18 protein-coding genes and 1 pseudogene are annotated in these 22,764 nt (G+C 66.0%); 15 read left to right on the plus strand and 4 right to left on the minus strand.

The window, feature by feature from the left end; genetic code table 11:
* Positions 1-226 precede the first annotated feature (226 nt).
* From ftsW to ligA, 13 genes and pseudogenes are all read left to right on the plus strand, one after another.
* Complete coding sequence (gene ftsW / locus QA635_RS13480; RefSeq protein WP_283069601.1) at positions 227-1,378, plus strand: putative lipid II flippase FtsW; 1,152 nt, start codon at positions 227-229, stop codon at positions 1,376-1,378.
* A 35-nt stretch (positions 1,379-1,413) separates the two neighbouring features.
* On the plus strand, positions 1,414-2,514 hold the full coding sequence (gene murG / locus QA635_RS13485) for an undecaprenyldiphospho-muramoylpentapeptide beta-N-acetylglucosaminyltransferase (RefSeq protein ID WP_283069604.1): 1,101 nt from the start codon (positions 1,414-1,416) through the stop codon (positions 2,512-2,514).
* 120 nt (positions 2,515-2,634) lie between these two features.
* On the plus strand, positions 2,635-4,038 hold the full coding sequence (gene murC, locus QA635_RS13490; RefSeq protein WP_283069607.1) for a UDP-N-acetylmuramate--L-alanine ligase: 1,404 nt from the start codon (positions 2,635-2,637) through the stop codon (positions 4,036-4,038).
* A 2-nt stretch (positions 4,039-4,040) separates the two neighbouring features.
* Positions 4,041-4,961 carry a UDP-N-acetylmuramate dehydrogenase gene (murB, locus tag QA635_RS13495; RefSeq protein WP_283071623.1) on the plus strand — a complete coding sequence of 307 codons (921 nt, stop codon included), beginning with the start codon at positions 4,041-4,043 and terminating at the stop codon, positions 4,959-4,961.
* 107 nt (positions 4,962-5,068) lie between these two features.
* Positions 5,069-6,055, plus strand: coding sequence for a D-alanine--D-alanine ligase family protein (locus QA635_RS13500; protein ID WP_283069609.1), 987 nt, complete (start codon positions 5,069-5,071; stop codon positions 6,053-6,055).
* Positions 6,056-6,123: 68 nt separating this feature from the next.
* Positions 6,124-6,448 (plus strand): annotated as a pseudogene (locus QA635_RS13505) (D-alanine--D-alanine ligase); the annotation flags it as partial.
* Positions 6,388-7,398 carry a cell division protein FtsQ/DivIB gene (locus tag QA635_RS13510; RefSeq protein ID WP_057015001.1) on the plus strand — a complete coding sequence of 337 codons (1,011 nt, stop codon included), beginning with the start codon at positions 6,388-6,390 and terminating at the stop codon, positions 7,396-7,398. The pseudogene QA635_RS13505 and the gene QA635_RS13510, both read left to right, overlap by 61 nt.
* Complete coding sequence (ftsA, locus tag QA635_RS13515; protein WP_028332543.1) at positions 7,395-8,711, plus strand: cell division protein FtsA; 1,317 nt, start codon at positions 7,395-7,397, stop codon at positions 8,709-8,711. Before QA635_RS13510 ends, ftsA begins: the two co-directional genes overlap by 4 nt.
* A gap of 89 nt (positions 8,712-8,800) precedes the next feature.
* Positions 8,801-10,591 (plus strand): cell division protein FtsZ, encoded by a 1,791-nt coding sequence (gene ftsZ, locus QA635_RS13520; protein WP_092088690.1) that lies wholly within the window; start codon positions 8,801-8,803, stop codon positions 10,589-10,591.
* Positions 10,592-10,940: 349 nt separating this feature from the next.
* Positions 10,941-11,903, plus strand: a complete 963-nt coding sequence (gene lpxC / locus QA635_RS13525; RefSeq protein WP_283069615.1) for a UDP-3-O-acyl-N-acetylglucosamine deacetylase — start codon at positions 10,941-10,943, stop codon at positions 11,901-11,903.
* A gap of 258 nt (positions 11,904-12,161) precedes the next feature.
* Entirely contained in the window at positions 12,162-13,070 is a 909-nt protein-coding gene (locus tag QA635_RS13530; RefSeq protein WP_028332540.1) for an outer membrane protein assembly factor BamD, read from the plus strand.
* A gap of 13 nt (positions 13,071-13,083) precedes the next feature.
* Positions 13,084-14,754: a DNA repair protein RecN gene (recN, locus tag QA635_RS13535; protein ID WP_283069617.1), complete on the plus strand. Its 1,671-nt coding sequence runs from the start codon at positions 13,084-13,086 to the stop codon at positions 14,752-14,754.
* A 7-nt stretch (positions 14,755-14,761) separates the two neighbouring features.
* Positions 14,762-16,909, plus strand: coding sequence for an NAD-dependent DNA ligase LigA (gene ligA / locus QA635_RS13540; RefSeq protein ID WP_283069618.1), 2,148 nt, complete (start codon positions 14,762-14,764; stop codon positions 16,907-16,909).
* A gap of 95 nt (positions 16,910-17,004) precedes the next feature.
* Here the strand turns inward: ligA and QA635_RS13545 are convergent, their stop codons facing one another.
* Both QA635_RS13545 and QA635_RS13550 read right to left on the minus strand, forming a co-directional pair.
* Complete coding sequence (locus tag QA635_RS13545; protein WP_076824142.1) at positions 17,005-18,282, minus strand: multidrug effflux MFS transporter; 1,278 nt, start codon at positions 18,280-18,282, stop codon at positions 17,005-17,007.
* A gap of 302 nt (positions 18,283-18,584) precedes the next feature.
* The gene (locus QA635_RS13550; RefSeq protein ID WP_283069621.1) at positions 18,585-20,414 is read right to left on the minus strand and encodes an aminopeptidase P family protein; all 1,830 of its coding nucleotides are present in this window, start codon (positions 20,412-20,414) and stop codon (positions 18,585-18,587) included.
* Positions 20,415-20,604: 190 nt separating this feature from the next.
* Here QA635_RS13550 and QA635_RS13555 point away from each other — a divergent pair, with 190 nt between their 5' ends.
* Positions 20,605-20,790, plus strand: coding sequence for a hypothetical protein (locus tag QA635_RS13555; RefSeq protein ID WP_225162859.1), 186 nt, complete (start codon positions 20,605-20,607; stop codon positions 20,788-20,790).
* 18 nt (positions 20,791-20,808) lie between these two features.
* Here QA635_RS13555 and QA635_RS13560 read toward each other — a convergent pair whose 3' ends face one another.
* Together QA635_RS13560 and QA635_RS13565 are read right to left on the minus strand one after the other, a co-directional pair.
* Complete coding sequence (locus QA635_RS13560; protein WP_283069623.1) at positions 20,809-21,315, minus strand: hypothetical protein; 507 nt, start codon at positions 21,313-21,315, stop codon at positions 20,809-20,811.
* Positions 21,312-22,196 (minus strand): 50S ribosomal protein L11 methyltransferase, encoded by an 885-nt coding sequence (locus QA635_RS13565; protein ID WP_283069625.1) that lies wholly within the window; start codon positions 22,194-22,196, stop codon positions 21,312-21,314. Before QA635_RS13565 ends, QA635_RS13560 begins: the two co-directional genes overlap by 4 nt.
* Before the next feature lie 170 nt (positions 22,197-22,366).
* Here QA635_RS13565 and QA635_RS13570 point away from each other — a divergent pair, with 170 nt between their 5' ends.
* Positions 22,367-22,531: a Flp family type IVb pilin gene (locus QA635_RS13570; protein ID WP_016841571.1), complete on the plus strand. Its 165-nt coding sequence runs from the start codon at positions 22,367-22,369 to the stop codon at positions 22,529-22,531.
* Positions 22,532-22,764 lie beyond the last annotated feature (233 nt).

Consider the following 22,764-nt stretch of genomic DNA (forward strand, 5'->3'; position numbering starts at 1 on the left):
TCCTGGCGAAAGCCAGGACCCATTACCCCAAATCTCAATCGTTGCGCGACGCTGGGGCCGCGGTAGCGTCCATTATCAAGTGCGGTGGTTATGGGTCCTGGCTTTCGCCAGGACGACGTCGGGATGGGGGCTCATTCACCTCCCTCAAAAGTTACCCATCCCGTTAACCCCTTGGAAACCATCCTGCGCCACGAATGGACGTTATCTCTGCCATCTGGGGACGCCCATGCTCGCCCGTGACCAACGCACCCCGTTCTCGGACTGGTGGTGGACCGTCGACAAGCTCCTGCTTGTCGCGATCGCCGCGTTGATGCTGGCCGGCGTCATCCTGTCGCTGGCGGCGAGCCCGCCGGTGGCGACCCGGATCGGGCTCGATCCGTTCCACTTCTTCAACCGCCACGTCATGTTCCTGGTGCCGTCGCTGATGGTGCTGATCGGCGTCTCGTTCATGACGCCGCGGCAGATCCGGCGCACCGCGCTGATCGTGTTCGCGGTCTCGATCGCGCTGATCGTGCTGACGCTGCTGCTCGGCCCCGAGGTCAAGGGCTCGCGGCGCTGGATCACGCTGCTCGGCGTCAACATCCAGGCATCCGAAGCTGCAAAACCCTCTTTCGTCATCGTCGCGGCCTGGCTGTTTGCGGAATCGACCAAGCGGCCGGAGATGCCGGCGACCTCGATGGCGCTGGTGCTGCTGCTGACGCTGGTCACGCTGCTGGTGATGGAGCCCGACTTCGGTCAGACCATGCTGATCCTCACGGTGTGGGGCGCGCTGTTCTTCATCGCGGGCATGCGGATGATCTGGGTGTTCGGGCTCGCCGGCGCGGCGGGCGCGGGCCTGTTCGGCGCCTATCTCCTGGTGCCGCACGTCGCCGGCCGCATCAAGCGCTTCATGAATCCCGCCTCCGGCGACACCTTCCAGGTCGACACCGCGATGGAGGCGTTCTGGAACGGCGGCTGGTTCGGCTTGGGGCCGGGCGAGGGCATCGCCAAGCGCAGCCTGCCGGACAGCCACACCGACTTCGTGTTCGCGGTCGCCGCGGAAGAGTTCGGCATCATCCTCTGCTTGATGCTGGTTGCGCTGTTCGGTTTCGTCGTGATCCGCACGCTGACCCGCGCCTATGCCACCGAGGACATGTTCTCGCGCTTCGCAGCCTCGGGGCTTGCGATCCTGTTCGGCGTGCAGGCGACGATCAACATGGCGGTCAATCTGCAATTGATCCCGGCCAAGGGCATGACGCTGCCGTTCATCTCCTATGGCGGCTCCTCGTTCGTGTCGCTTGCCTATGGCGTCGGCATGATGCTGGCGCTGACGCGGCAGCGGCCGCGCACCGAGATCGAATCGATGGAAGGCGCCAGCGCTCAGCGCGCCTACGCGTAGGTGACTGTGACGGTCGTGTCGGTTATCTGGAAACCATGGACAACGCGCCCCTGATTCTGCTGGCGGCCGGTGGCACCGGCGGCCATTTGTTCCCGGCCGAAGCGCTCGCCGTGGAATTGATCAGGCGTGGCCTGCGCGTCCGGCTCGCCACCGACGGCCGCGCGCTGCGCTATTCCGGTCTGTTCGGCCGGGAGAGCATCGACCTCGTGCCGAGCGCGACCGTGCGCAGCCGCAACCCGATCTCGCTGGCGCGGACCGCGCTGATGCTCGGCTACGGCACGCTGGTCGCTGCCAATCTGGTGCGGCGGCTGAAGCCCGCGGCCGTGGTCGGTTTCGGCGGCTACCCGACCTTGCCGCCGCTGATGGCGGCGCGGCTGCTCGGCGTTCCCGGCATCATCCACGACGCCAATGCGGTGCTGGGCCGCGCCAATCGTTTCCTCTCCGGCCGCGTCAATGCGATCGCGACCTCGCTGCCCGGCGTGCTCGATCGCGATCCCGCGCTCGCGGGCAAGGCCACCACGGTCGGCACGCCGATGCGGCCGGCGATCCTCGCCGCGGCCGCGGTGCAATACACGGCACCCGAGCCGAACGGGCCGCTGCGCCTGCTCGTCGTCGGCGGCAGCCAGGGCGCGCGGGTGATGAGCGATATCGTGCCGCCGGCGATCGAGCAGCTCGCGCCCGCGCTGTGGAGCCGTCTGATCGTCACCCAGCAGGTGCGCGAAGAAGACATGGATCGGGTGCGCGCGGTCTACGACCGGCTCGAGATCAACGCCGAGCTCGCGCCGTTCTTCACCGACCTGCCGGCGCGCCTCGCCTCGAGCCAGCTCGTGATCTCGCGCTCCGGCGCCGGCACGGTCGCCGAGCTCGCCGCGATCGGCCGGCCCTCGATCCTGGTGCCGCTGCCCGGCGCGATCGATCAGGACCAGTTCGCCAATGCCGGCGTGCTGTCGCAGGCGAACGGCGCGCTGCGCATCGCGCAGAGCGACTTCACGCCCGTGCGGCTGGCGGCTGAAATTTCGGCCTTCGCCGCCGAGCCCGCGAAGCTGACCGCGATGGCGGCGGCGGCGCGCGGCGTCGGCCGGCTCGATGCCGCCGAGCGGCTCGCCGATCTGGTGGCGAAAGTGGCCGGAATTTAGGCCGCTTTCGAGGAATTTCGGCCGTGGGACGCCATGGCCGGGCTTGTCCCGGCCATATCAGTCTTTCATAAGTCGGAGAATTGCCGGGGTGAGTCCGGAGACGATGAAGGTGTTAGCATCATGAGACTGCCGCGCGAGATCGGACCCATTCACTTCGTCGGGATCGGCGGCATCGGCATGAGCGGCATCGCCGAGGTGCTGATCAATCTCGGCTACACCGTGCAGGGTTCCGATGCTTCGGACAATTACAACCTCGACCGCTTGCGCAAGAAGGGCGCCAAGGTTTCGGTCGGCCACACCGCCGAGAATGTCGACGGCGCCGATGTCGTCGTGGTCTCGACTGCGATCAAGCGCGACAATCCCGAACTGATGGCGGCGCGCGCGCGACGCATTCCGGTGGTGCGGCGCGCCGAGATGCTGGCGGAACTGATGCGGCTGAAGAGCTGCGTCGCGATCGCCGGCACCCATGGCAAGACCACCACGACCACGATGGTGGCGACCCTGCTCGACGCCGGCGGGCTCGATCCGACCGTGATCAATGGCGGCATCATCAACGCCTATGGCTCCAACGCGCGGCTCGGGGCCGGCGACTGGATGGTGGTCGAAGCCGACGAGAGTGACGGCACCTTCCTGAAGCTGCCGTCCGACGTCGTCATCGTCACCAATATCGACCCCGAGCATCTCGATCACTTCAAGACCTTCGAGGCGATCCAGGACGCGTTCCGCAATTTCGTCGAGAACGTCCCGTTCTACGGCTTTGCCGTGATGTGCACCGATCACCCCGTGGTGCAAACTCTCGTCGGCAAGATCGAAGACCGCCGCATCATCACCTACGGCCAGAACCCGCAGGCCGATGCGCAGCTCAAGGATCTGACGCCGATGGGGGGCGGCTCGAAATTCTCGGTCGCGATCCGCGATCGCAAGTCCGGCGCGGTCCATGAGATCGCCGATGTCATGCTGCCGATGCCGGGGCGCCACAACGCATCGAATGCGACGGCGGCGATCGCGGTCGCGCACGAGCTTGGCGTGTCCGATGACGTCATCCGCCAGGCCATGGCCGGCTTCGGCGGCGTCAAGCGGCGCTTCACCAAGACCGGCGAGACCAACGGCATCACCGTGATCGACGATTACGGTCATCATCCGGTCGAGATCGCAGCCGTGCTGAAGGCGGCGCGGGAATCCGTCAACGGCAAGATCGTCGCCGTGGTGCAGCCGCATCGCTATACCCGCCTGCAATCGCTGTTCGAGGAATTCTGCACCTGCTTCAACGATGCCGATGCGGTCGTGGTCGCCGAGGTCTATCCGGCCGGCGAGGCGCCGATCGCCGGCATCGACCGCGACCATTTCGCCGCCGGCCTGCGCGCCCACGGCCATCGCAACGTTGTCCCGCTGCCGAACGCGGGCGAGCTCGCGAAGATCGTGCACGGCCTCGCCAAGCCCGGTGACCTCGTCGTCTGCCTCGGCGCCGGCAACATCACGCAATGGGCCTACGCGCTGCCCGGCGAATTGAAGGCGTTGGGGTGATCGTGACCTTCCCCGACATCACGCCCGATCTGAAAGCCGCGATGCCGGAGCTGCGCGGGCGGCTGCTGGCGAACCAGTCGCTGGCGGAGCTGACCTGGTTTCGCGTCGGCGGCCCGGCGCAGATGCTGTTCACGCCGGCAGATGAAGATGACCTCGCCTATTTCCTGAGACGCCTGCCGCAGGAATTGCCGGTCTATGTCGTCGGCGTCGGCTCCAATCTGATCGTGCGCGATGGCGGTATGCCCGGCGTCGTGATCCGGCTCGCGCCGCGCGCCTTCGGAGAGACCAGCGCGGCGGGCGATGTCGTTACCGCTGGTGCTGCGGCGCTCGACAAGCGCGTCGCCGAGACGGCTGCGGCTGCTGACATCGGCGGCATGGAATTCTTCTTCGGCATTCCCGGCACGGTCGGCGGCGCGCTGCGCATGAATGCCGGCGCCAATGGCGGCGAGACCAAGGACGTGCTGATCGAGGCCACCGGCATCGGCCGCGACGGCGTGAAGCATACGTTCGGCAATGCCGACATGAAGTTCGTCTATCGCAACAGCGGCGTCGATCCGTCCATCGTCTTCACCTCGGCGCGCTTCCGCGGCAGGATCACCGATGCTGAGGCGATCCGCGCCCGCATGAACGAGGTGCAGACCCATCGCGAGACCGCGCAGCCGATCCGCGAGAAGACCGGCGGCTCGACCTTCAAGAATCCGCCCGGCAACAGCGCCTGGAAGCTGATCGACGCCGCCGGCTGCCGCGGCCTCAAGGTCGGCGGCGCGCAGGTGTCGGAGATGCACTGCAATTTCCTGATCAACACCGGCAACGCCACCGGGCACGACATCGAGACGCTCGGCGAGACGGTGCGTGAACGGGTCAAGCAAAGCAGCGGAATTGAGCTACACTGGGAAATCAAGCGGATCGGGAATTCATCGTAGTCGTCATTCCGGGGCGATGCGCAGCATCGAACCCGGAATCTCGAGAGTCCGGTCTGGTGCTTCGGACCATCCCGGAATGACGGAAGCAGCGAAGACAGGCAAAGAAGATGCAGGTGACCATTCTGTTCGGCGGCACCAACAAGGAGCGGCTGGTCTCGGTGGCGAGCACGCAGGCGCTGCACCGCGCGCTGCCCGACGCGGATCTCTGGTTCTGGGATGTCGACGACACCGTGCACGCGGTGACGTCGGAAAAACTGCTCGGCCACACGCGGCCGTTCGAGGTCGACTTCAAACCCGACGGTCGCGGCATCGCGCTCGACCAGGCGCTCGACAAGGCGAGCGCCGAGCAGCGTGTGCTGGTGTTCGGTTTGCATGGCGGCCGCGCCGAGAATGGCGAATTGCAGGCGATGTGCGAGATGCGTGGCGTCGCGTTCACCGGCTCCGGCTCGGCATCGTCGCATCTGGCGTTCGACAAGCCGTCGGCCAAGCGTTTCGCCGCGATCGCAGGCCTCAACGCGCCGCAGGGCATCAATGTCGAACAGATCGATGACGCCTTCGCGAAACACGGCAAGCTGATCGCAAAACCCGCCAAGGACGGATCGAGCTACGGGCTGATCTTCGTCAACGCGAAGCAGGATCTCGTCGCGGTCCGCAATGCCGCAAACCATGAAGAGTATCTGATCGAGCCGTTCGTATCGGGCGTGGAGGCGACCTGCGGCGTGCTCGAGCAGTCCGACGGCTCCGTGTTCGCGCTGCCGCCGATCGAGATCGTGCCGGGCGAGGGAACCTTCGACTACACGGCCAAATATCTTTTGAAGTCGACCCAGGAGATCTGTCCCGGCCGCTTCGCGCCCGAAGTCAGCGCCGCGATCATGGACCATGCGCTGCGGGCGCACCGCGCGCTGTCCTGCACCGGCTACTCGCGCAGCGATTTCATCGTCTCGGCCAATGGCCCGGTCTATCTCGAGACCAACACCCTGCCGGGGCTCACCGCGGCATCACTGTACCCTAAGGCCTTGAAAGCACAGGGTATCGCCTTTGCCGACTTCCTCACCGACCAGATCGAGCTGGCCCGCCGCCGCGTCCGAAGTTAATGCCCGGCCGGGGGGAACCCGCCCTGGTCGGCCGGATGGAACCCGGGCGCTGTTGCTAAAATGCTAACGAGTTCGCGGCAAAGTACTCACAGCGTTGGTCAAAACACGCTCCAGGCCGAAGTCATTTACCCTTTGTTTACCAGGAAGCCCGAAGGTTAACGCTGGCGGCGCATGTAGCGCTTGGCTGCCGGGGCGTGAGCTGTCGCGGATTACCGCTTCGAGGATCGCAACCAGGGAACAGGGGGCCACTCTAATCCCACCGGTCTAGCCGAGACGTGATTTGTGCCGGGACCCGCGGGGTTTGCGGGCGCAACATGTGACGAGCTCGTGCAATGGATGGTGCAGGACGCCTCACCCGATCGCTGCGATCGCTGGGGCCTCAAGCTGACCTGAGAGCAGCCGCTATTGGAGCGGCGGTGCTGCTGCGCGAGTATGTCGGCGCCCATCTCGCGCGCCGCAGGCGGCGTCCCGCCAAGCGGCCGCAAGTCATCATCGATCGCGAGCCGCCGAACCGCTACATCCTGATGGTCGAACGCTATCTGCCGCGCCGCATCGGGCTGGTCGCGACGCTCGCGATCCTGTTCGGCAGCCTGGGCCTCGGCATCGTCAAGGGCGGCCATGTCGAGGAATTCACCACCGCGCTCAGCGACGCCCGCAACGCGCTTGCAAATACTGCCGGCTTCCGCATCACCACCGTCGGCATCAACGGCCGCAAGCAGCTAAGCCAGGACGAGGTGCTCGCGATCGGCGGCGTCAACGGCCGCTCCTCGCTGCTGTTCCTCGACGCCGACACCGTGCGCGCCAAGCTGAAGGCCAATCCCTGGATCGCGGATGCCACGATCCTGAAGCTCTATCCGGGCCGGCTGCAGATCGACATCGTCGAGCGCACCGCCTTCGCGCTGTGGCAGCAGAACGGCCGCCTGTCGGTGATCGCCTCCGACGGCGCGGTGCTCGAGCCCTACGTCTCGCGCCGCTTCCTCAATCTGCCGCTGGTGGTCGGCAAGGGCGCCGACGTCAGGGCCCACGACTTCCTGGCGCTGCTCGACCGTTATCCGCAGGTCCGTTCGGTGACCAAGGCCGCGATCTTCGTCGGCGAGCGGCGTTGGAACCTGCGTCTCAAGGACGGTCTCGACGTTCGCCTGCCAGAGAACGACGTCGGCAACGCGCTCGCTGCGCTCTCCAGGCTCGACAAGGACGAGAAGCTGTTCTCGCGCGACATTGTCGCCGTCGACATGCGGCTGCCCGATCGGCTGATCGTGCAATTGTCCGAGGACGCCGGCAAGGCGCGCGACGAGCTGTTCAAGGACAAGAAGTCCAAGAAGAAGGCCGGTGACTCCGCATGACCGGCCTCGATCGCAACCTGACCCCGAAGACCCGCCCGATGCAGAAGCGCACCGCGATGGTGGCTTCGCTCGATGTCGGCTCCAGCAAGATCGCCTGCATGATCGCGCGGCTGAGGCCGTCGCCGCCGAACGAGGCGCTGCGCGGACGCACCCATGCGGTCGAATTGATCGGCTACAGCCAGATCCAGTCGCGCGGCGTCAAGGCCGGCTCCGTCGTCGATCTCGCCGAATGCGAGAAGGCGGTGCGTCACGCGGTGGCGCTGGCCGAACGCATGGCCAAGGTCCGTGTCGAATCCGTCCTACTGTCGGTCTCCGGCGGCCGGCAGCATGGCCAGCTGGTCGAAGCTGCGGCCGATATCCGCGGCGGCTCGGTGACCTCGGACGATATCAGCCGCGTCACGTCCGCCGGCATGCGCCACGCCGCAGGCGCGGGCCGCACCGTGCTGCACGCGCTGCCGGTCGGCTACGCACTCGACGGCGTCAAGGGCATCCGCGATCCCAGAGGCATGGTGGCGCGCCAGTTCGGCGTCGACATGAACGTGGTGACGTCGGACGCGACGGTCGCCAAGAACCTGATGCTGGTTGTCGAGCGCTGCCATCTCAACGTCGAAGCCATGGCGTCGAGCCCCTATGTCGCGGGTCTCTCGGTGCTGACCGACGACGAAGCCGATCTCGGCGCTGCCGTTGTCGAGATGGGCGCGGGATCGACCACGATCGCGACATACTCCGGCGGACGTCTCGTGCACGCATCCGGATTTGCGCTGGGCGGGCAACACATCACGATGGACCTTGCGCGCGGCATCGGCGCATGCATTGCGGATGCCGAGCGAATCAAGACCTTATACGGCACGGTGCTGACCGGCGGTTCGGACTCGCGCGAGCTGATGTCCGTTCCCACTGCAGGCGATGATCGGGAGACACCGCAAATCGTGTCCCGCGCCACGATTGCGAACATTGTCCGGCATCGCGCCGAGGAGATTTTCGAAATGGTCCGTGACCGGCTCGCGGATTCCCCCTTTGCGGCAGAGCCGAGGGCGCGCGTCGTGCTGAGCGGCGGCGCCTCGCAGCTCACCGGCACCGTCGAGCTTGCCACCCGCATCCTGAACCGTCAGGTCCGCATCGGCCGTCCGCTCGGCTTCGGCCGGCTGCCGAACGAGGCGAAGGGCGCCTCATTCTCGGTGCCGACGGGCCTCCTGGTCTATCCGCAATACGCACATCTTGAACATGTCGAACCGCGGCGCACGCGGCAGCTCAGGACAGGGACAGACGGTTACTTCGGAAAGGTCGGACGATGGCTTCGCGAGGGCTTCTGATGACCGCACCCCGGCTCACAGCATTTTCACCAGCTCCGGCGGCCAGCGGCCGGGACGAATCAACGCGCGCATAATCGAGAGAGGCAACCATGGCACTCAATCTGACACCCCCTGACATCAGCGAGCTGAAACCGCGGATCACCGTCTTCGGCGTCGGCGGCGCGGGTGGTAATGCCGTCAACAACATGATCACCGCCGGGTTGCAGGGCGTCGACTTCGTCGTCGCCAACACCGACGCGCAGGCGCTGACCATGTCGAAGGCGCAGCGCATCGTGCAGATGGGCACCCAGGTCACCCAGGGCCTCGGCGCCGGTTCGCAGCCCGACGTCGGTGCTGCGGCCGCGCAGGAGGTCATGGACGAGCTGCGCGATCACCTCACCGGCGCCAACATGGTGTTCGTCACCGCCGGCATGGGCGGCGGCACCGGCACCGGTGCTGCACCCGTGATCGCCAAGGCCGCGCGCGAGATGGGAATCCTCACCGTCGGCGTGGTGACGAAGCCGTTCCACTTCGAAGGTCAGCGCCGCATGCGCACCGCCGAGCACGGCATCGCCGAACTGCACAAGGTGGTCGACACGCTGCTGATCATCCCGAACCAGAACCTGTTCCGGGTCGCCAACGAGAAGACCACCTTCGCCGACGCCTTCGCGATGGCCGACCAGGTGCTCTACTCGGGCGTCGCCTGCATCACCGACCTGATGGTCAAGGAAGGTCTGATCAACCTCGACTTCGCCGACGTCCGCGCCGTGATGCGCGAAATGGGCAAGGCGATGATGGGCACCGGCGAAGCCACCGGCGAGAAGCGCGCGCTGACCGCCGCGGAAGCCGCGATCGCCAACCCGCTGATCGACGACAGCTCGATGAAGGGCGCCCGCGGCCTCTTGATCTCGATCACGGGCGGCAAGGACCTGACCCTTTTCGAGGTCGACGAAGCCGCCACCCGCATCCGCGAGGAGGTCGACGCCGACGCCAACATCATCGTCGGTGCCACCTTCGACGAATCGCTCGACGGCGTCATTCGCGTCTCGGTGGTCGCAACCGGTATCGAGCAGGCCGCGATCGCCTCCCGCGCCCAGGCTCCCGCCGCGCAGCAGTCGGGCGGTTCGCCGGAGAGCCGGCTGGCCGATCTGACCGCCCGCCTGCGTGCCGACAATCAGCGCATGGCCGAGCGTGCCCAGAAGCTGGAACCGCCGACCGGCGTGACGGTCGCCCCGATTGCAGCTCCCGCCGCTCCGCAGCAGCGTCCGGCCGTCGAGCGCGCCGCGCTCGCGGCGATCGCCGCCGCGGTTGCTCCCGACAGCGCGCCGGCTGCCCAGGCGCCGATGCAGCCGGCCTCCTACGGTGACGTCACCGTGCGGCCGATTGCCCAGAAGCCCTCGCTGTTCCCGGACCACGAGGCCGCCCGGGCCGAGCAGCATGAGCCGATGCCGCCCGAGACCTTCATCCCGCAGGCGGCGGAACGGTCGCCGGTCCGTGCTCCGCGGATGCCGAAGTTCGAGGATCTGCCGATGCCGGCGCAGGCCGAAATCCGCCAGGCCAGCGGTGACGGCGAACCGGAACACCCGCAGAAGACCCGCCTGTCGCTGCTGCAGCGGCTAGCCAATGTCGGCCTCGGCCGCCGCGACGAAGAGACCGAGCCGCCGATCGCGGCCCGTAGCTCCGGTCCGGCCATGCCGACGATGCCGCCGCTGCCCGAGCGCAAGCCGGCCCGCAGCGTCGCCCAGCAGATCTCGGCGAACGAATCGCCGGTATCCGAATATGCAAAGCGCCCTGCGCCGCAGGGTCTGGACGCTCATGGCCGCCAGGCACCTGTTGCCCCGGCGCCACAGGGCGACGACCATCTTGATATCCCGGCCTTCCTGCGCCGGCAGGCAAACTGAAGTTTGTTACAATCTTGGCCACGAAGAAGGCCTCGGCGGGGAACCGCCGGGGCCTTTTCCTTGTCGCGGGCAGGCGATCGCGCCGGATGAACAAGCAACTGATTTTAAATGATTAATTATTCTTTCGGTGGTCAGATGGCGGCTCGCCGAGGACCGCTTTCGCTGCCGTAGTTTGGTTTACCTTGGGCGTGAATGCGGCGGAGATGGGGTAACAATCGGTAAAGAAGCGTGAGTTGGCGCGGTTTAGGGCCGTGACTATGGTCTGCCGTGACTTGGGGAGCTCAAGCGAGTCGGCCTTGGGGAAATTTGGCCACTTGAATTGAGTGAAGTCGGTAGTGGGCATTATCGAATGAAGTTCAGCCGTCAAACAACGCTTCGGTCGCAAGCCACCGTGACTGGCGTAGGCGTTCATTCCGGTCTTCCTGTCAGTCTCACCCTGGGACCTGCACCTGTTGATGCGGGTTTTATTTTTGTCCGCACCGGTCTCGACGGTTCCGACCGCGAAGTCGTGGCCACCGCCGATGCGGTGATCGCGACCGAGTTCGCGACGGTGCTGGGTGACCGCGAAGGGCCGCTGGTTTCCACCGCCGAGCACGTGCTCGCGGCGCTGCGCGGCATGGGCGTCGACAACGCCACCATTGAAGTCGATGGCGCCGAAGTTCCGATCATGGACGGCAGCGCTGCAGCGTTCGTCGCGGCCGTCGATCAGGCCGGCATTGTGACCCAGCCCGGTGTCCGCCGCTTCATCCAGGTTTTGAAGCCGGTGCAGGTCAAGATCGGCGAATCGGTTGGCGAACTGCGTCCGTTCGCCGGCGGGTTCCGCACCGAAGTCGAGATCGATTTCACCAACCAGGTGATTGGCCGCCAGACCTTCACCTTCGATCTGTCGCCGGAAGGTTTCCGCCGCGAGGTCGCGCGGGCCCGCACGTTCGGCTGCATGAGCGACGTGGCGCGGCTGTGGGGTGCAGGCTTCGCGCTCGGCGCGTCCTTCGACAATACCGTGGTGTTCGACGAGGCCCGTCTGCTCAACGCCGAGGGCCTGCGCTACGCCGACGAATGCGCCCGCCACAAGGTGCTCGACGTGATCGGCGATCTGGCGCTGGCCGGCCTGCCGCTGCTCGGCAGCTACCGTTCGGTACGGGGTGGCCACAAGCTCAACAACGCGGTGCTGAAGGCGCTGCTTGCCGACCGCAGCGCCTGGCGGGTGGTCGAATCGGAGACGGCTCGGCGACCGGCCCGTGGCCATGTCGAAGCCGGTGCAGGCACCGTGGGCGGCCTCGTCGCCCCGGCCTATGGCCCGGACGTGTCCTGATCGCCCAAGTCCTGATCGCCTGGCCGGTCGGGCCCAATTTCCGTAATAACCACAGCAGGCTGTGAGCTTCGTCGGGTCGCCTTATTCCCGGCGGAATGGCTCCGTATTCGGTTGGTCCACGGTCATTTTTCGGCTAAGCAGGCCTGCGGTTGCGAGTAACGGCAGTCAAGGCACTGGAAATATTACATCCATGACCGCGGTTCATGGGTGGAGTGGGGTCGCCGTTAACCGCATCAAAGGCGTCAGGTTCTAAAATTCATGTCGGCAATGCGTATGGCGCTCGAATCACGCAATTCTTCTGACGTCTCCGGCCTGACCAAGGCCGCGCGCACGCTGCGTTTTGCGGCGGGCCTGATCGTGCTGGCCATGCCGCTCAGCGGCTGCGGCACCGGCGCGCTGTGGGACAAGTTCATGGCCAAGGACGACACGTTCGTCGATGAGCCCGCGGACAAGCTCTACAATGAGGGCTTGTACATGATGAACGAGAAGAAGGACCTGAAGGCCGCCTCGAAGAAGTTCGAGGAAGTCGACCGTCAGCATCCCTATTCCGACTGGGCGCGCAAGTCGCTCTTGATGTCGGCCTATTCGTTCTACCAGGCGGGCGACTACGACAGCTGCATCGGCTCTGCCACCCGCTACGTCACGCTGCATCCCGGCAGCCCGGACGCGTCCTACGCCCAGTACCTGATCGCGGCCTCGCATTTCGACCAGATCCCGGACATCTCGCGCGACCAGAGCCGCACCGAGAAGGCGATCGCGGCGCTCGAAGAGGTGGTGCGCAAATATCCGACCTCGGAATACGCCACCCAGGCCAAGTCCAAGATCCAGGCTGCGCGCGACCAGCTCGCCGGCAAGGAAATGGCGGTCGGGCGCTATTACATGGGCAAGCGCGACTTCACCGCCGCGATCAACCGCTTCAAGACCGTGGTCACGCAGTACCAGACCACGCGCCACGTCGAGGAGGCGCTGTACCGCCTCACCGAGGCCTACATGGCGATCGGCATCGCCGGCGAGGCGCAGACCGCGGCCGCGGTGCTCGGCCACAATTTTCCAGACAGCCGCTGGTACAAGGACGCATATAATCTAGTAAAGTCCGGCGGTCTCGAGCCGAGCGAGAATCAGGGTTCCTGGATCAGCAGGACCTTCAAGAAGATAGGTCTCGGCTAGGAATTGTCCTCGCATGCTGGCGCGTCTGTCGATCCGTGACATCGTCCTGATCGAACGGCTCGATATCGAATTTTCCCGTGGCCTCGCGGTGCTGACCGGCGAAACCGGCGCAGGCAAATCCATCCTGCTCGATGCCTTTGCGCTGGCGCTCGGCGGCCGCGGCGATGCCGGACTGGTGCGCCACGGCGCCGAACAGGGGCAGGTCACCGCCATGTTCGACGTCCCGAAGGGGCATCCGGCGGCCGGGATCCTGGCCGAGAATGGCCTCGACGACACCGGTGAGATGATCCTGCGCCGCGTGCAACTCGCCGACGGCCGCACCCGCGCCTTCATCAACGATCAGGCGATCAGCGTGCAGACCCTGAAGGCGGTCGGCGCCGCGCTGGTCGAGATCCACGGCCAGCATGACGAGCGCGCGCTGGTCGACGCCTCCACCCATCGCCAGCTGCTCGACGCCTTCGCCGGACACGAGAAGGACGTCGCGGCGCTGGAAGCGCTGTGGGATATCAGGCGGACCGCCAATGCCGATCTCGACGAGCATCGCGCCGGCATGGAGCGCGCCGCGCGCGAGGCCGACTATCTGCGCCATGCCTCGCAGGAATTGAAGACGCTGGCGCCGAAGGAAGGCGAGGAGACCGAGCTCGCGGGTCGCCGCACCACCATGATGCAGGGCGAGAAGATCGCAACCGATCTGCGCGAGGCGCAGGAGGCGATCGGCGGCTCGCATTCGCCGGTGGCGTCGCTGTCGGCCGCGGTCCGGCGGCTGGAGCGGCGCGCCGCCAATGCGCCTGCGCTGATCGAGCCCGCGGTCAAGGCGATCGATATTGCGATCAACGCGCTGGAAGAAGCCGACCAGCACCTCAACGCCGCGCTGGCGGCGACCGATTTCGATCCGGCCGAGCTGGAGCGCATCGAGGAGCGGCTGTTCGCGCTGCGCGCCGCCTCGCGCAAATATTCGACGCCGGTCGATCTGCTGGCCGCGCTGGCGGCGCAATATGCCGGCGACGTCGCGCTGATCGATGCCGGCGCCGACCAGCTGAAGAAGCTGGAAGCGACCGCCAGTGAAGCCGACAAGCGCTATGCGGCGGCTGCCGCCAAACTGTCGGCGGCGCGCACCAAGGCCGCCGAGAAGCTCAACAAGGCCGTCAACGCCGAGCTTGCGCCGCTCAAGCTCGAGCGCGCGAAGTTCATGACCCAGGTCGAGAGCAACGCGGCCGCGCCGGGGCCCCAGGGCATCGACCGTGTCGAGTTCTGGGTGCAGACCAATCCGGGCACCAAGCCGGGGCCGATGATGAAGGTCGCCTCCGGCGGCGAACTGTCGCGCTTCCTGCTGGCGCTGAAGGTCGTGCTGGCCGATCGCGGCTCGGCGCCGACCTTGGTGTTCGACGAAATCGACACCGGCGTCGGCGGCGCGGTGGCCGATGCGATCGGCTCGCGGCTGGCGCGCCTCGCCGGCAAGGTGCAGGTGATGGCGGTGACGCACGCGCCGCAGGTTGCCGCCCGCGCCAGCCAGCATCTCCTGATCTCCAAGGACGCGCTCGACAAGGGCAAGCGGGTTGCCACCCGCGTCAACGCGCTCGCCGCCGACCACCGCCGCGAGGAGATCGCGCGCATGCTGGCCGGCGCCGAGATCACCGCGGAGGCGAGGGCGGCCGCGGAACGGCTGCTCCGGGCGGCGAGTTAGTTCGCCGATGGCCACCAAAGCCAAGAAAGCGCTGGTCGACGTCGACAAGCTCACCAAGCCCCAGGCCAAGGTCGAGTTGATGCGCCTTGCGCTCGAGCTCGAAGGTCACGACAAGCGCTACTATCAGGACGATGCGCCGAGCGTCACCGACGCCGAATACGACGCGCTGCGGCAGCGCTACAATGCGATCGAGAAACGCTTCCCTGAATTCGTCACCGCGGAATCGCCGTCGCAGAAGGTCGGCGCCGCGCCGTCGGGGCGCTTCAGGAAGGTTCGTCATTCGCTGCCGATGCTGTCGCTCGACAACGCGTTCGCGGAAGCCGACGTGGTCGACTTCGTTGGACGCATCACGCGCTTCCTCAAGTTGCCGGATGACAAGATCGATTTCTCGGCCGAGCCGAAGATCGACGGGCTCTCGATGTCGCTGCGCTACGAGGGCGGCGAGCTCGTCACCGCGGCAACCCGCGGCGACGGCGCCGAGGGCGAGGACGTCACCGCCAACATCCGCACGCTCGAGGACGTGCCGCAGAAGCTGAAGGGCCGCAACGTGCCCGACAATTGCGAGGTGCGCGGCGAGGTCTATATGACCAAGAAGGCGTTCCTCGCGCTGAACGAGCGGCAGAAGGCGGCCGGCGACACCATCTTCGCCAATCCGCGCAATTCGGCGGCCGGTTCGCTGCGGCAGAAAGATCCCACAATCACTGCCTCGCGGCCGCTCGGCTTCTTCGCCTACGCCTGGGGCGAGATGAGCGCGATGCCGGAGGATACCCAGACCGGCATGATCCACTGGTTCGAGCGGTGCGGCTTCAAGACCAATCCGCTGACCAAATTGTGCCACTCGGTCGAGGAGCTGATTGCGTTCCATCGCAAGATCGAGGAGCAGCGCGCCGAGCTCGACTACGACATCGACGGCGTCGTCTACAAGGTTGATCGCATAGACTGGCAGGAGCGGCTCGGCTTCGTGTCGCGCACGCCGCGCTGGGCGATCGCGCACAAATTCCCGGCCGAGCGCGCCATGACGGTGCTGCGCGACATCGAGATCCAGGTCGGGCGCACCGGCTCATTCACGCCGGTCGGCAAGCTCGAGCCGGTCGGTGTCGGCGGCGTGATCGTGCAGAACGTCACGCTGCACAATGAGGACTACATCAAGGGCATCGGCAACAAGGGCGAGGTGCTGCGCGAGGGACGCGACATCAGGATCGGCGACACCGTGGTGATCCAGCGCGCCGGCGACGTGATCCCGCAGGTCGTCGACGTCGTGATCGACAAGCGGCCGAAGAGCGCGAAGGAATTCCACTTCCCGAAGAAATGCCCGTGCCCGCTGCACACCGACGTGGTGCGCGAGGAGACCGCGGCCGGCGAGGAGGGCTCGCGCGCCCGCTGCACCGGCGAGTTCGCCTGTCCGTTCCAGAAGGTCGAACACCTCATTCTGTTCGTGTCGCGCCGCGCCTTCGACATCGACGGTCTCGGCGTGAAGCAGTTGCAATATTTCTTCGACGAGGGATGGGTCAAGGAGCCGGCTGATATCTTCACGCTGCAAAAGCGCAACGCGAAGCTGAAGCTGGAGGACATCGAAGGCTACGGTGAGACCTCGGTGCGCAATCTGTTCGCCGCGATCGACAGCCGCCGCAGGATTGGCCTGGAGCGCTTCATCTACGCACTCGGCATGCGCCATGTCGGCGAGACCACCGCGCTGGCACTGGCGCGCGGCTATGGCTCCTGGGACGCGTTCCACGATGCCTGCCTCAAGGTCGCCAAGGGCGACGAGGAAGCGATGGCGGAGATGGATGCGCTCGACCAGATCGGCGACACCGTGATCAAGAGCATCGCCGACTATTTCGGCGAGAGCCACAATCGCGGCATCGTCGAGCGGCTGACCGGAGAGCTCGACGAGATCATCGACGCCGAGAAGCCGAAGAGCAATTCGGCGGTGGCCGGCAAGACCGTGGTGTTCACCGGATCGCTCGAAAAGATGACACGTGACGAGGCCAAGGCGAGGGCCGAGCGGCTGGGCGCCAAGGCGGCCGGCTCGGTGTCGAAGAAGACCGACTATGTCGTCGCGGGGCCGGGCGCCGGCTCGAAGCTTGCCGAAGCGCAGAAGCACGGCGTCCAGGTGCTCACCGAGGACGAGTGGCTGAAGCTGATCGGGGAGTAGGGTTGTCCGTCATTCCGGGGCGCCTCGAAGAGGCGAACCCGGAATCTCGAGATTCCGGGTTCGATGCTGCGCATCGCCCCGGAATGACAAACTGTTCACATCATCCCCTGCTCATCCTCCTCGGCCTGCGCGATCAGCTCTTCGCTCACCACCACCTTCCGCCGCGGCACGACGAAGATCATGGTGCAGGCGCAGGCGATCGAGATCGCGAAGATCGCCGCGGTCAGCGGCAGCGTCGTGGTGGAGTGGCCGCCGAGATAGGCGCCGAATTGCGAGATCAGCGAGCCGATGCCCTGCTGCAGGAACCCCATGGCGCCCGAGGCGGTGCCGGCGGCTTCGGGCCGGATGCTGATGGCGCCGGCGGCCGAATTGGCCATCACGAAGGCGTTGGCGATCATCACGATCATCTGGGTGCCGAACAGCCAGAGCGGGGCCTGGTTTACTCCGGTAAAACTCCAGACCAGGTTCAGCAGGCTGCCGCCGACCTGCAGCGCGAGGCCGAACCAGATCAGTTTCTCCAGCGAGTGCCGCGGCGCGAAGCGCACGCACAAGAGATTGCCGACGAAGTAGCCGAACCCCGTCATCGCGAACCACGCGCCATACTCGGCGCTGGTCCGGCCCATCTGGGTCACCACGATGTAAGGGCCGCCGCCGGCGAAGGCGAAGATGATCTGCGACGCCAATACCTGGCACAATAGATAGCCGACGAAGGCGCGGCTCGTCATCAGCTTGCCGAGGTCGCCGCGAAAGCTGCTGCTCTCGGCGCGGTCGCGGCGGGTTTCCGGCAGCGCCAGCGCGATGAAGATCGTGGTGATCAGCGACGCCGCGGTGATGAGATAGAGGATCGCGCGCCAGCCGAATGCGGTCTCCAGCAGGCCGCCGGTCAGCGGGCTCACCATCTGCGCGATCATCAATGCGGCGACGACGAGGCTGATCATGGCGCCGACCCGCTCGCGCGGATAGAGATCGCGGATGATGGCACGGCTGATCACCATGCCGCTGGCGCCGCCGAGCGCCTGGAAGAAGCGCGCCGCGATCAGTTGCGGCAGGGTCTCGGCGAACACCGAGCCGACGCCGGCCACGACCATCAGGCCGAGGCCCGCGAGCAGCACCGGCCGACGGCCGAACCTGTCGGACAGCGGCCCCATGATCAGCTGTGAAAGCGCGATGCCGACCATGTAGAGCGACACGGTCATCTGCGCGATAGAGATGTCGCGGCCGAAGGTGGTCGCCAGCACCGGCAGCGCCGGCACCAGCATGTAGAGCGAGATCGGCGCCACGCCCGTCATCACGACGAGCATCAGCAGCATGACCTTCGATGTCGCGATGTTGTCTTTGGCCGCGCCGGGCGGCTTGCCCATCACGCCGTGCATTCAGGTCCGATCCAGCATTGTGAAAGGACTGTAGCGCGCCTGTCCGCGCGGAATACGGGCGTTTCGGCATACGCCCATGCGAATTCAGGAGACGCTGCGACGATGTTTCGTCCCGCGCAATAAATGTACTGTCGTCAGCTGCGAATTCCGCTGTTGTCCTCGGCGAAAGCGGGGACCCAGTACTCCAGAGGCAGGCGTATTTGAATTGAGAGGCCGCGGCGTACTGGATCCCCCGCTTTCGCGGGGGATGACACAGAGCGTTGGGGGGACGACGTCGAGTGTGCGGATGCCGGGGCGCGCCGCTACTTCAGCGCCGCCGTTGCCTCGTCCAGCCACAGCTTGGTGGCGTTGTCGTCGAGATGCGGGCGCACCACCTGCGCGACGCGGGCGTGGTAGTCGTTGAGCCAGGCCAGTTCGTCCGGGCTCAGCAAGCTGACCTCGATCAGACGGCGATCGATCGGCGCCAGCGTCAGCGTCTCGAATGCATTGATCGGCTTCTCGGCGCCGGCAATGTCGGTGCCGATCACGAGCTCGAGGTTCTCGATCCTTATGCCGTAGGCGTCGGTCTTGTAGTAGCCGGGCTCGTTCGACAGGATCATGCCGCGCTTCAGCGGCGTGGTGCCGAGCTTGGAAATCCGCGCCGGCCCTTCATGGACGCTGAGATAGCTGCCGACGCCGTGGCCGGTGCCGTGCTCGAAATCGATCCCGGCCTGCCAGAGATATTGCCGCGCCAGCGTGTCGAGCTGCGCGCCGGTGGTGCCGTCGGGGAAGATCGCGCGGGCGATCGCGATATGGCCGCGCAGCACGCGGGTGAAGCGGTCGCGCATCTCGTCGGTCGGCTTGCCGATTGCGATGGTGCGGGTGACGTCGGTGGTGCCGTCCTCATATTGCGCGCCGGAATCGATCAGCAGGAGGTCGCCGGGCTCGATGCGGCGGTTGCTCTTGCGCGTCACGCGGTAGTGCACGATGGCGCCGTTCGGCCCGGTGCCGGCGATGGTCGGGAAGGAGACGTCTTTCAGCGCGCCGGTCTGGCGGCGGAACGTCTCCAGCGCCTCGACGGTATCGATCTCGGTGAGGCTGCCGGAGGGCGCCTCGCGATCGATCCAGGCGAGGAAACGCACCAGCGCCACCGCGTCGCGCTGATGCGCCGTGCGCGTGCCCTCGATCTCGGTGACGTTCTTGACCGCCTTCAAGAGGCTGACCGGATCGCTGCCGCGCACCGGCTTGCCGCCGGCACCCGCGATCAGGCGGCTCAAGGCATCGGCCGCCGTCGCGCTGTCGAGCGCGATCGAGGCGCCGCGCTTGGCGAGCTCGGTGAGTTTTGCCGCCAGCGCCGCGGGCTGCTCGACATCGGCCGATTGCTCGAGATGGTCGCGTGTCGAGTTGGACAGCTTGCGCTGATCGATGAACACCAGCGGCCGGCCTTCCTTCGGTACCAGCGCATAGGACAGCGGCAGCGGCGTATGCGAGACGTCGGCGCCGCGGATGTTGAAGGTCCAGGCCACCGCGTGGCTGTCGGACAGCACCAGCGCGTCGACGCCGAGCTTGTTGATCTCGAGGCGGATGCGCTTGAGCTTCTCGGCTTCGATCTCCCCGGAAAACTGCGCGCCGTGGATCGTAACCGGGCCGAGCGGCGGTGCCGGCCGCTCGTGCCAGATCGCATCGAGCGGATTGCTGTCGACGGCGACCAGTTCCGCGCCGGCCTTGGCGCAGGCCGCTGCCAGTCGTTCGGCTGCCGCAGAAGTGTGCAGCCAGGGGTCAAATCCTAGGCGGTCGCCGGCCGCCAGATGCCGGGTCAGCCAGTGCTCCGGCGGCGGATCGACCAGCGGCTCGACCTGCCAGGCCTTGCGGTCGACCTGCTTGCCGGCCTGCAGCGTGTAGCGGCCGTCGACGAACAGGGCGGCCTCCTTGCTCAGCACGATCGCGAGCCCGGCCGATCCGGTGAAGCCGGTCAGCCAAGCGAGCCGTTCCTCGGAGGCCGCGACATATTCATTTTGCTGCTGGTCGGCGCGCGGAACCACGAATCCGGTCAGCTTGCGCCGCGCCAGCTCCTCGCGCAGCGCGCTCAAGCGGGCAGTCAGCGCCACGCCGCCTTCAGGCTCTTCGAACGTCTGGAAATGGGCTTCGAACATCGCCGTCGCACTCTCTTCAGATGGAGCATGACCTTCGCGCGAGCGCGGTCAAGCATGACCATATTTTTGGCATAACTTATGCTTGAATATGGCATAGTGGAATTGGCCGGACGATGTCCACTGCACGTCAACGGTCAAGCGTACGGGGAGTGTCCAGGAGTGTCTCAACTCAACGGTGAGGAGATGCACGATGCCTGCATTCACGTTTGAGAAGATCTCGCCGCCGGTCCGCCGCGGCCCGATCGCGCCGGTCGAACAGAAGCAGCGCGGCGTCATCGTCCAAATGCTGGAACGCCTGGTTGAGGCGCGCGCCAAGCGCGCGGCCGGTCAGGACAAGGTCGAGACCATCCGTAGCGATTCGCCAGCGCCCGAATAAACAACCCACGGATCGCGGCTACCGTGCCAGATCAGATGCCTTCGCCACGGTCACATTGACGACCTTGCCGTCCTCGAGCTCGCGCACGATCCGCTCATCGGGGCCGACGATGCCGAGATCGAATTCGCGCTCGGGCGTCACGAGCGTCATGCGCTGGCCGGCGATCACGACGACGGTCATGTCGAGCGTCTCGCCGGAGATCGCCCATTCCCTGAGCTCGTTGCGAAACGGCTCTTTGCGCCAGGCGTCGGGGAAGCCCGGATCGCATCTGACCTCAAGACCATCTTCCGACGTGGTCAGGACGAGCTTCGACCTGGAAGGCTTCCAGTGCTCCTCGAGCAGCTCGTTCGCCAGCCAGACGCAGCTGAACGAGCGGCATTCCGCCGGCCGGCCCGGATAGATCCGGCAGCCGCGCCCCGGCTTGCAATGCGGGCACCACGTGTTGGCGGGCTTGGCCAGTTCCTCGATCGCCATCACCTTGCAGCAGAGCGTGCAGTCGCCGCACTGTCTGCCGGTCGCGGTCACTTCACGAAACGCAGCAACAGGCTGCTCCAGCCCTCGATCTTCAGATGCCGCAGCGGCACCAGCCCGCGGGCGCGGTAGGCGGCGATGACCGCCGGCGCCTGGTGCGTCAGCAGGCCCGAGAGAATGACCTGCGCCGACGAGGCGAGGTGGCGCGCCATCGGGCCGGCCAGCTGCCGCAGCGGATTGGCGAGGATGTTGGCGAGCACCAGGTCGAACGGACCGTCCTCGGCAAAGCGCGGAGCGGCAAAGCCGGTGGCGCGGATCACGTCCACCAGATCGCCTGCGCCGTTCAGCCGGGCATTCTCCTCGGCGACCCTGACCGACGGCGGGTCGATGTCGCTCGCCAGCACCTTGCCGTGCAGCGCCTTGGCGGCGGCGATCGCCAACACGCCGGTCCCGGTGCCGAGATCCAGCACGCGGCGGGGCTGATACGCTTTCAGCACGTGGTCGAGCAGCAGCAGGCAGCCGCGGGTGGTGCCGTGATGGCCGGTGCCGAAGGCCAGCGCCGCCTCGATCTCGATCCCGAGCTTGTTGGGGGGTATCCGGTGCCGGTCATGCTGGCCGTGGACGATAAAGCGGCCGGCGGCGACCGGGACAAGATCCTCCAGGCTGGCCTTGACCCAGTCCTTGGCCTCCACGGTATCAAAAACTAAAGTAGATGCGACATCCCGCCGCACCACTTGGCCAACCAGCTCGCGCAGTAAATTTTGGTCCGGCGGCTCGGCAAAATGGACGGTGACGTCCCAGCGGCCATCCGGCCGCTCGAAGGCCGCAAACGCCGCCTGATCCTCGAAAAACAGCTCGGAAAGCGCGTCTACCACGCGCTTTGCGGTCGATTCATCTGGAAGGGTGACGCTGGCGCGGTGTGTGGACGGGGTCATCGGAGGCCGGTAGCGCGGTTTTTGTTAAAATTTCAAGCCGGATTCAATCGAATATCGCGAGAATTGAGAGGTTCCCGGTTCAGACAACCTTAGATGTTGCCGTACTACTACGGTGGCGGAACTGGGAACACCCTTCGTTCCAAGGCATCACAACCAAGGGCAGGGCTGCAATGAAGGCTTTTATCGTTAAGTTTTTGCGGAATGAATCCGGCGCGACCGCCATCGAATACGGACTGATCGCAACCGGTATCGCCATCGCCATCATCGCTGCGGTGAATGGCGTCGGCACGGCACTGAGCGGGACCTTCAACTCGATCAGCGGCTCGCTGAAGTAATTTCTCGAACGGCGTTCTCAGGGAAACACCGGGCGACATGTCGCCCGGTGTTTCTTTTTGGCCGGTTGTCCACAGAGCCACACGCAGCTTGTCGACAAGACGTCAACAGCGTTCTCCCGGGATTGTCAGCGTCGGTCGCACAGCCGGTCCACAGCGACGTCCACCGGTTATCCCGTCTTGAGACAAGGCCGCTGTCCACCGCAGACCCACAGCTTCTCAACACGCCTGTCCAC

The organism is Bradyrhizobium brasilense, assembly GCF_029714345.1.
GTDB classification, from domain to species: Bacteria; Pseudomonadota; Alphaproteobacteria; order Rhizobiales; family Xanthobacteraceae; genus Bradyrhizobium; species Bradyrhizobium australafricanum.

Excerpts from the sequence above, each read along its gene's own strand:
- QA635_RS13545 (WP_076824142.1), bottom strand. The coding sequence starts at position 18,282 with ATGCACGGCGTGATGGGCAAGCCGCCCGGCGCGGCCAAAGACAACATC.
- ftsZ (WP_092088690.1), top strand. The coding sequence starts at position 8,801 with ATGGCACTCAATCTGACACCCCCTGACATCAGCGAGCTGAAACCGCGG.
- QA635_RS13550 (WP_283069621.1), bottom strand. The coding sequence starts at position 20,414 with ATGTTCGAAGCCCATTTCCAGACGTTCGAAGAGCCTGAAGGCGGCGTG.
- murG (WP_283069604.1), top strand. The coding sequence starts at position 1,414 with ATGGACAACGCGCCCCTGATTCTGCTGGCGGCCGGTGGCACCGGCGGC.
- lpxC (WP_283069615.1), top strand. The coding sequence starts at position 10,941 with ATGAAGTTCAGCCGTCAAACAACGCTTCGGTCGCAAGCCACCGTGACT.
- QA635_RS13555 (WP_225162859.1), top strand. The coding sequence starts at position 20,605 with ATGCCTGCATTCACGTTTGAGAAGATCTCGCCGCCGGTCCGCCGCGGC.
- QA635_RS13510 (WP_057015001.1), top strand. The coding sequence starts at position 6,388 with ATGGATGGTGCAGGACGCCTCACCCGATCGCTGCGATCGCTGGGGCCT.
- ftsW (WP_283069601.1), top strand. The coding sequence starts at position 227 with ATGCTCGCCCGTGACCAACGCACCCCGTTCTCGGACTGGTGGTGGACC.
- QA635_RS13565 (WP_283069625.1), bottom strand. The coding sequence starts at position 22,196 with ATGACCCCGTCCACACACCGCGCCAGCGTCACCCTTCCAGATGAATCG.
- QA635_RS13570 (WP_016841571.1), top strand. The coding sequence starts at position 22,367 with ATGAAGGCTTTTATCGTTAAGTTTTTGCGGAATGAATCCGGCGCGACC.
- ftsA (WP_028332543.1), top strand. The coding sequence starts at position 7,395 with ATGACCGGCCTCGATCGCAACCTGACCCCGAAGACCCGCCCGATGCAG.
- QA635_RS13530 (WP_028332540.1), top strand. The coding sequence starts at position 12,162 with ATGTCGGCAATGCGTATGGCGCTCGAATCACGCAATTCTTCTGACGTC.
- recN (WP_283069617.1), top strand. The coding sequence starts at position 13,084 with ATGCTGGCGCGTCTGTCGATCCGTGACATCGTCCTGATCGAACGGCTC.
- ligA (WP_283069618.1), top strand. The coding sequence starts at position 14,762 with ATGGCCACCAAAGCCAAGAAAGCGCTGGTCGACGTCGACAAGCTCACC.
- murC (WP_283069607.1), top strand. The coding sequence starts at position 2,635 with ATGAGACTGCCGCGCGAGATCGGACCCATTCACTTCGTCGGGATCGGC.
- QA635_RS13500 (WP_283069609.1), top strand. The coding sequence starts at position 5,069 with ATGCAGGTGACCATTCTGTTCGGCGGCACCAACAAGGAGCGGCTGGTC.